The 577-nt window shown below is 63.4% G+C and carries 1 pseudogene; it reads left to right on the forward strand.

Features of this window, described 5'->3' with window-relative positions:
• Positions 1-577 (forward strand): annotated as a pseudogene (locus SAHL_RS02970) (hypothetical protein); the annotation flags it as partial.

Consider the following 577-nt stretch of genomic DNA (forward strand, 5'->3'; position numbering starts at 1 on the left):
ACGGCGACACCATCACCAACCTGGGTGATCCGATGAACGGCGGCGATGCGACTAACAAGACCTATGTCGACAACGCCAGCGATGGGCTGATTACGCAAGGCATGAACTTCAGCGGTAACACCGGCGGCACGGTGCACCGAGACCTGGGCCAGACGCTGGCGATCACGGGTGAAGCCACGGCCGGCGGCACCTACAGCGGCGCCAACCTGCAGACGATGACCGACCCGACCACCGGCGCCATCGGCATCCAGATGAGCGATCAGCCGCAGTTCGGCGACATCACCCTCAACGATGGCGGTAGTGGTCGTATCACCGGCGTGGCCGATGGCTCCGACGATAACGATGCGGTCAACATCAGCCAGCTCGAAGACGTTGAGCAAGTTGCCAATGCGGGCTGGGACCTGCAGACCAACGGCGACACGGCGACCAAGGTCGCTCCCGGCGACACCGTGCAGTTCCTGGATGGTGACAACATCGACATCGCCCGGAACGGCACCGACCTGACCGTGGCGACCTCTCCCGATCTGACGGCCGATAGCCTGACCGTCAACAACGGCCCGACGATCAACGATAGCGG

This window comes from Salinisphaera orenii subsp. halophila YIM 95161 (assembly GCF_003732545.1).
Lineage (GTDB): Bacteria > Pseudomonadota > Gammaproteobacteria > Nevskiales > Salinisphaeraceae > Salinisphaera > Salinisphaera orenii_A.